The 7,147-nt window shown below is 65.1% G+C and carries 7 protein-coding genes; 6 read left to right on the top strand and 1 reads right to left on the bottom strand.

Annotation, left to right across the window (positions count from 1 at the left end):
- A partial coding sequence (locus tag DIE16_RS36720; protein ID WP_221625280.1) for a hypothetical protein occupies positions 1 to 369 on the top strand: 369 nt, incomplete at its 5' end.
- Positions 370 to 528: 159 nt separating this feature from the next.
- Here DIE16_RS36720 and DIE16_RS24045 read toward each other — a convergent pair.
- Positions 529 to 1,305, bottom strand: a complete 777-nt coding sequence (locus DIE16_RS24045; RefSeq protein WP_044845869.1) for an enoyl-CoA hydratase — start codon at positions 1,303 to 1,305, stop codon at positions 529 to 531.
- Positions 1,306 to 1,434: 129 nt separating this feature from the next.
- Here DIE16_RS24045 and paaN point away from each other — a divergent pair, with 129 nt between their 5' ends.
- The 5 genes from paaN to paaK all read left to right on the top strand — a co-directional run bounded on the left by paaN (position 1,435) and on the right by paaK (position 7,059).
- Positions 1,435 to 3,141, top strand: coding sequence for a phenylacetic acid degradation protein PaaN (paaN, locus tag DIE16_RS24040; protein WP_124487915.1), 1,707 nt, complete (start codon positions 1,435 to 1,437; stop codon positions 3,139 to 3,141).
- Between the two features lie 87 nt (positions 3,142 to 3,228).
- Entirely contained in the window at positions 3,229 to 4,431 is a 1,203-nt protein-coding gene (gene pcaF / locus DIE16_RS24035; RefSeq protein ID WP_124893548.1) for a 3-oxoadipyl-CoA thiolase, read from the top strand.
- A 45-nt stretch (positions 4,432 to 4,476) separates the two neighbouring features.
- A complete protein-coding gene (gene paaG / locus DIE16_RS24030) occupies positions 4,477 to 5,268 on the top strand; it encodes a 2-(1,2-epoxy-1,2-dihydrophenyl)acetyl-CoA isomerase PaaG (RefSeq protein WP_124893547.1) in 792 nt (263 codons plus the stop codon).
- A 1-nt stretch (position 5,269) separates the two neighbouring features.
- Positions 5,270 to 5,722 carry a hydroxyphenylacetyl-CoA thioesterase PaaI gene (gene paaI / locus DIE16_RS24025; RefSeq protein WP_185735509.1) on the top strand — a complete coding sequence of 151 codons (453 nt, stop codon included), beginning with the start codon at positions 5,270 to 5,272 and terminating at the stop codon, positions 5,720 to 5,722.
- A 38-nt stretch (positions 5,723 to 5,760) separates the two neighbouring features.
- A complete protein-coding gene (paaK, locus tag DIE16_RS24020) occupies positions 5,761 to 7,059 on the top strand; it encodes a phenylacetate--CoA ligase PaaK (RefSeq protein ID WP_044845874.1) in 1,299 nt (432 codons plus the stop codon).
- Positions 7,060 to 7,147: the final 88 nt, after the last annotated feature.

The following is a 7,147-nucleotide window of genomic DNA, read 5'->3' as shown; positions in this document are numbered from 1 at the left end:
TCACTCAAAGCTGACAGGAATATGAATCACTTCATAAACCTGACTTACTTTAGTGTGAGACTCTTGATACTTTCGCTATCTGATCCGAAGATCAGCTCGCTGCCATCAAGCGCCCACACTTATCGGCTGTTAATTTTTAAAGAGCATTTCTGCGAGGACCCGGGGGCTTTCTCAGCAGCGCTGCGTTTTCAGCAGCAGAGAAGCGAAATTATGAACCGTCTTTTTCAGTTCGTCAACAACTTTTTAACTGCTTCGTTGCGACGGCTGGGGGTCAACTTCCTGCACCGCCGAGGCCGCTACGACCAGCCCGACAGCACCGCTTCCCTTCTTCTCCCGCGCCGCGTTTCCGTTAGCGCGAAAGAGGCGTGATTCTAAGCACCTGCCCTCGTCTGCGCAACCCCTTTGTGAAAATATTTTGAAAAGCCCCCGTGCGCTGCCGCGCACGGGGGCTTTGGGTTCATTGCACCAGGCGATCATGGCGGCGACCGACACCCGTCGCTCGCCAAGCTCCACCCGGCCGCCGGCGAATCAACGGTTCTTGAATACCGGTTTCCGCTTCTCGACGAATGCCGCCATCCCTTCCTTCTGATCTTCGGTCGCGAACAACGAATGGAACAGTCGACGCTCGAAATGGACACCCTCGGCCAGCGTCGTCTCGTATGCGCGGTTCACCGACTCCTTGACCATCATGACCGCCGGCAGCGAAAACTCGGCGATCGTCGTCGCAGCAGCAATCGCCTCGTCGAGCAGCTTGTCGGCAGGCAGCACACGCGACACCAGCCCGGCCCGCTCCGCCTCGGCTGCATCCATGAAACGTGCGGTCAGGCACATGTCCATGGCCTTCGCCTTCGAGACCGCGCGCGGCAGGCGCTGCGTACCGCCTGCGCCAGGCATCACGCCCAGCTTGATCTCGGGTTGACCGAACTTGGCCGTTTCCGCCGCGAAGATGATGTCGCACATCATCGCGAGTTCGCAGCCACCGCCGAGCGCGAAGCCCGCCACGGCAGCGATGATCGGCTTGCGGATCTCGCGGACGGTCTCCCAGTTACGGGTGATGTAGTCGCCGCGGTAAACATCCATATAGGAATAGGTCGCCATCATGCCGATGTCGGCCCCGGCCGCGAACGCCTTCTCGCTCCCCGTCACGACGATTGCGCCGATCTCGTCGTCCGCGTCGAACGCCTTCAGCGCAGCGCCCAATTCATCCATCAATGCATCGTTCAGCGCATTCAGCGCCTTCGGACGGTTGAGCGTGACCAGCCCGACTCGCCCCCGGGTCTCCACCAGGATGTTCTCGTAAGACATCTATTTCTCCTCGATCAATGAAATGAGAAACGCCTCGCACATGCGAATAGTTTGATGCTACCATTCTCCGACCAACCGGTCGGTTAATTAATCGATCCAACCCTTCTCAACGTCCATCAGGCCGCCGTCATGACCCATGCACTGTTCACGAAGCACGAAGACACGCTGAAACACGCCCTCGCCGCCATCGAGAGCCGCGGGTACTGGAGCCCGTTCGCGGAAATGCCGAGTCCCAAAGTGTACGGGGAAAGCGCGAACGCCGATGGCGAAGCGGCGTTCAAAGCACACCTCGGCAACACGTTCGTGCTCGACCAGCCGGCGTCCGACGGAACCGTCGGCGCGGAGCAGTCGCCGTACGGGGTCGCGCTGGACATCCGCTACCCGAAATCGACGCCCGACGAACTGATTGCCGCGGCCGCCGCGGCCCAGCGTGCATGGCGCGAAGCCGGCCCGAGCGCCTGGATCGGCATCAGCCTGGAAATTCTCGCGCGACTGAATCGTGCGAGCTTCGAGATTGCCTACAGCGTGATGCACACGACGGGCCAGGCGTTCATGATGGCCTTCCAGGCCGGCGGCCCGCACGCGCAGGATCGCGCACTCGAAGCGGTCGCCTACGCATGGGACGAATTGCGTCGCATCCCCGCCGATGCGCACTGGGAGAAGCCGCAAGGCAAGAACCCGCCGCTCGCGATGCACAAGCGCTATACGATCGTCCCGCGCGGCACCGGCCTCGTGCTCGGCTGCTGCACGTTCCCGACCTGGAACGGCTACCCGGGCCTGTTCGCCGACCTGGCGACCGGCAACACGGTGATCGTCAAACCCCATCCGGGCGCGATCCTGCCGCTCGCGATCACGGTCCGCATCGCCCGCGACGTGCTGCGCGAAGCCGGCTTCGATCCGAACGTCGTCACGCTCCTCGCGACCGAGCCGAACGACGGCGCCCTCGTGCAGGACCTCGCGCTGCGTCCTGAAATCAAGCTGATCGACTTCACGGGCAGCACGCAAAACGGCACGTGGCTCGAACGCAATGCCCACCAAGCACAGGTGTATACCGAGAAGGCAGGCGTCAACCAGATCGTGATCGACTCGACCGACGACCTGAAGGCTGCAGCCAAGAACATCGCGTTCTCGCTGGCGCTGTACTCCGGCCAGATGTGCACGGCACCGCAGAACATCTATGTGCCGCGCGACGGCATCCGGACGGCAGACGGTCATGCGAGCTTCGACGAAGTCGCACAGGCCATCGCCGTCTCCGTGCAGAAGCTGACCGGCGACCCGGCGCGCTCGGTCGAACTGATCGGCGCGATCCAGAACGACGGCGTGACCGCGCGCATCGACGACGCGCGCAAGCTCGGCCGCGTGCTCGCCGACAGCCAGACGCTCCAGCACCCGGCGTTCGCCGACGCTCGCGTGCGCACGCCGCTCGTGCTGCAACTCGACGTGGCCGACCGCGCGAAGTTCACGCAGGAATGGTTCGGCCCGATCTCGTTCGTGATCGCGACCGACTCGACCGCGCAGTCGCTCGATCTCGCCGGCGAAATCGCCGCGGAACATGGCGCATTGACGCTGTCCGTCTACAGCACCGACGACAAGGTCCTCGACGCTGCGCACGATGCGGCGGTGCGTGGCGGCGTCGCGCTGTCGATCAACCTGACGGGCGGCGTGTTCGTCAACCAGTCGGCCGCCTTCTCCGACTTCCACGGCACCGGCGCGAACCCGGCCGCCAACGCGGCGCTGGCCGACCCGGCGTTCGTCGCCAATCGGTTCCGCGTGGTGCAAAGCCGCGTCCATGTTGCGCCGAAGGCAGTGCCTGCGGAAGCCGGCCAGACGGCATAACCCGAATGGCCGACGTGCAAACGCCGCCACGTTCTCTACCATGAACGAATCCGTCAACCGGCGGGTTCGTTGCACATCGACACACCCATGACCGACGCCTACATCTGCGACGCGATTCGCACCCCCATCGGCCGCTACGGCGGCGCCCTGAAAGACGTTCGTGCCGACGATCTCGGCGCGGTGCCGCTCAAGGCGCTGATCGAACGCAACCGCAACGTCGACTGGTCGGCCATCGACGACGTGATCTACGGCTGCGCGAACCAGGCCGGCGAGGACAACCGCAACGTCGCGCGCATGTCCGCGCTGCTTGCGGGCCTGCCGACCGCCGTGCCGGGCACGACGCTGAACCGGCTGTGCGGCTCGGGCATGGACGCCGTCGGCACCGCCGCGCGCGCGATCAAGGCGGGCGAGGCACGCTTGATGATCGCGGGCGGCGTCGAAAGCATGACGCGCGCGCCGTTCGTGATGGGCAAGGCCGCCAGCGCGTTTGCGCGCCAGGCCGCCATTTTCGACACGACGATCGGCTGGCGTTTCGTCAATCCGCTGATGAATCAGCAATACGGCGTCGATTCGATGCCGGAGACGGCCGAAAACGTCGCGGTCGACTACGACATCAGCCGCGCCGACCAGGACCTGTTCGCGCTGCGCAGCCAGCAGAAAGCCGCGCGCGCGCAGCGGGACGGCACGCTCGCCGAGGAAATCGTCCCGGTGACGATTCCGCAGAAGAAAGGCGACGCGCTCGTCGTATCCGTCGACGAGCATCCGCGCGAAACGTCGCTCGAAGCGCTCGCGAAGTTGAAGGGCGTCGTGCGCCCGGACGGCTCGGTGACGGCCGGCAACGCGTCGGGCGTCAACGACGGCGCATGCGCAGTGCTGCTCGCCAACGCGGAAGCCGCCGATCAATACGGGCTGCGCCGCCGTGCGCGCGTCGTCGGCATGGCGACCGCCGGCGTCGAGCCGCGCGTGATGGGCATCGGCCCGGCGCCGGCCGCGCAGAAACTGTTGCGCCAGCTCGGGATGACGATCGACCAGTTCGACGTGATCGAGCTGAACGAGGCATTCGCGTCGCAGGGTCTCGCGGTGCTGCGCATGCTCGGCATCGCCGACGACGATCCGCGCGTGAACCCGAACGGCGGCGCGATCGCGCTCGGCCACCCGCTCGGCGCATCGGGCGCCCGGCTCGTGACCACGGCACTTCATCAACTCGAGCGTACGGCCGGCCGCTTTGCGCTCTGTACGATGTGCATCGGCGTCGGCCAGGGCATCGCGATCGCCATCGAACGCGTGTAGCCGACGCACCGCGCGCCTATAACGAAGTCATGAAGGAGACACTGCATGTCATATCAGGCGATCCAGCTGGATATCGATCAGGCTGCCCACGTGGCCACGATCACCCTCAACCGTCCGGACAAGCTGAACAGCTTCACGCGGGCAATGCACCGCGAACTGCAGTCGGCACTCGATGAAGTCGAGACGGCCGGCGCGCGTGCGCTGATCCTGATGGGTGCGGGGCGCGGCTTCTGCGCAGGCCAGGACCTGGCCGACCTCGACTTCACGCCGGGCGCGTCCACCGACCTCGGCACGCTGATCGACGAGCATTTCAATCCACTGATCCGCCGCCTGCAACGCATGCCGATTCCGGTGATCGCCGCCGTCAACGGCACGGCGGCCGGCGCCGGCGCGAATCTCGCGCTCGCCTGCGACATCGTGTTCGCCGCGCGCTCGAGCAGTTTCATCCAGGCCTTCGTCAAGATCGGGCTCGTGCCCGATTCGGGCGGCACATGGTTCCTGCCGCAACGCGTCGGCATGGCACGCGCGCTGGGGCTCGCCCTGACCGGCGACAAGCTCGGCGCCGAACAGGCCGAACAATGGGGCTTGATCTGGCGCGCGGTCGACGACAATGCGCTCGCCGCGTCGGCCCGTGAAGTTGCCAACCAGCTCGCGCAGCAACCGACGCTCGCGATCGCGTCGATCAAGCAGTCGATGCGCGACAGCGTCACGAATACGCTCGACCAGCAGCTCGACCTCGAGCGTGACCTGCAGCGCAAGCTCGGCCAGTCGTACGACTACGCGGAAGGCGTGAAGGCGTTCATCGAGAAGCGCGCGCCGCGGTTCGAGGGACGTTGACATGACCACCTCCACCGACACGCTCGACCCCGATGCGCTCGCCCGTGCGACAGCACGGGCCATGTACGACGCGGACGCCTGCAGCCGCGCGTTCGGCATGGAAATCGCCGAAGTGCGCGCCGGCTACGCACGCCTGCAGATGCGCGTACGGCCGGAATTCCTGAACGGGCACCAGACCTGCCACGGCGGCATCATCTTCACGCTCGCCGATTCGACGTTCGCGTTCGCGTGCAACTCGTACAACCTGAATACCGTTGCCGCGGGCTGCTCGATCGAATACCTGCGCCCCGTCTACGGCAACGACCTGCTGACGGCCGAGGCGATCGAGCAGACACGCAGCGGCCGGCATGGCGTCTACGACATCCGCGTCACGAACCAGACAGGCGAAACGGTCGCGATGTTTCGCGGCAAATCGGCCCAGATCAAGGGCACGGTCCTCTCGGAAGACCGCTGACGTCCACTGCTCGCTCATAACAATCACTGGAGACAGGCATGACTACCCCGCTACCGCTCGAGCCGATCGAGACCGCTTCACGCGACGAGCTGACCGCGTTACAGCTCGAACGCCTGAAATGGTCGCTCCGGCATGCGTATGAGCACTCCCCCGTCTATCGCCGCAAATTCGACGAAGCGGGCGTGCATCCCGACGACCTGAAGACACTCACGGATCTGTCGCGCTTCCCGTTCACGACCAAGAGCGACCTGCGCGACAGCTACCCGTTCGGCATGTTCGCGGTGCCTCAGGACCAGATCTCGCGCATTCACGCGTCGTCGGGCACGACCGGCAAGCCGACCGTCGTCGGCTATACGGCACGCGACATCGATACGTGGGCGAATCTCGTCGCGCGCTCGATCCGCGCAGCCGGCGCGCGGCGCGGCGACAAGGTTCATGTCAGCTACGGCTACGGTTTGTTCACCGGCGGGCTCGGCGCACACTACGGCGCCGAACGCGCAGGGCTCACCGTAATCCCGTTCGGCGGCGGCCAGACCGAGAAGCAGGTGCAGCTGATCCAGGATTTCCGGCCCGACATCATCATGGTGACGCCAAGCTACATGCTATCGATCGCCGACGAGATCGAGCGCCAGGGCCTCGATCCCGCGCAGAGTTCGCTGCGCATCGGCATCTTCGGCGCGGAACCGTGGACGAACGACATGCGCGTGGCCATCGAGCAGCGGATGGGCATCGACGCGGTCGACATCTATGGGCTGTCCGAAGTGATGGGCCCGGGCGTCGCGTCGGAATGCGTCGAGACCAAGGACGGCCCGACCATCTGGGAAGACTACTTCTACCCGGAAATCATCGACCCCGAAACCGGCGAAGTGCTGCCGGACGGTGAACTCGGCGAGCTGGTCTTCACGTCGCTGACCAAGGAAGCGCTGCCGATCATCCGCTATCGCACCCGCGACCTCACGCGCCTGCTGCCCGGCACCGCGCGCACGATGCGCCGGATGGAAAAGATCACCGGGCGCTCGGACGACATGATGATCGTGCGGGGCGTCAACGTCTTCCCGACGCAGATCGAGGAACAGCTGCTGAAGCAGCGCGCGCTGGCACCGCACTATCAGATCGTGCTGACGAAGGAAGGTCCGCTCGACGTGCTAACGCTCAATGTCGAGCCGTGTCCCGAAACGGCGCCGGACACGGCCGCGATCCACGCGGCCAGACAGGCGCTCGCACACGACATCAAGTCGCTGATCGGCGTGACGGCTGTCATCAACGTATTGCCCGTGAACGGAATCGAGCGCTCGGTCGGCAAGGCGCGACGCGTCATCGACAAGCGCAAGGGCTGATACCGGCTACGGCACGAGGGCGCTCCGGAACAGCGATCATGCGCGGCCCTCGAAAAAACAGCCCGACCGGCCAAAACCGGTCGGGCTG

Source organism: Burkholderia sp. Bp9090, from assembly GCF_003857985.1.
GTDB lineage: Bacteria > Pseudomonadota > Gammaproteobacteria > Burkholderiales > Burkholderiaceae > Burkholderia.
Note: the sequence above shows the minus strand (reverse complement) of the source record. Positions and strands in the feature narration are given on the sequence as shown.

What these genes read in the sequence shown, in the direction of transcription:
- DIE16_RS24045 (WP_044845869.1), bottom strand. Translation starts at nt 1,305, where the DNA reads ATGTCTTACGAGAACATCCTGGTGGAGACCCGGGGGCGAGTCGGGCTG.
- paaN (WP_124487915.1), top strand. Translation starts at nt 1,435, where the DNA reads ATGACCCATGCACTGTTCACGAAGCACGAAGACACGCTGAAACACGCC.
- pcaF (WP_124893548.1), top strand. Translation starts at nt 3,229, where the DNA reads ATGACCGACGCCTACATCTGCGACGCGATTCGCACCCCCATCGGCCGC.
- paaG (WP_124893547.1), top strand. Translation starts at nt 4,477, where the DNA reads ATGTCATATCAGGCGATCCAGCTGGATATCGATCAGGCTGCCCACGTG.
- paaI (WP_185735509.1), top strand. Translation starts at nt 5,270, where the DNA reads ATGACCACCTCCACCGACACGCTCGACCCCGATGCGCTCGCCCGTGCG.
- paaK (WP_044845874.1), top strand. Translation starts at nt 5,761, where the DNA reads ATGACTACCCCGCTACCGCTCGAGCCGATCGAGACCGCTTCACGCGAC.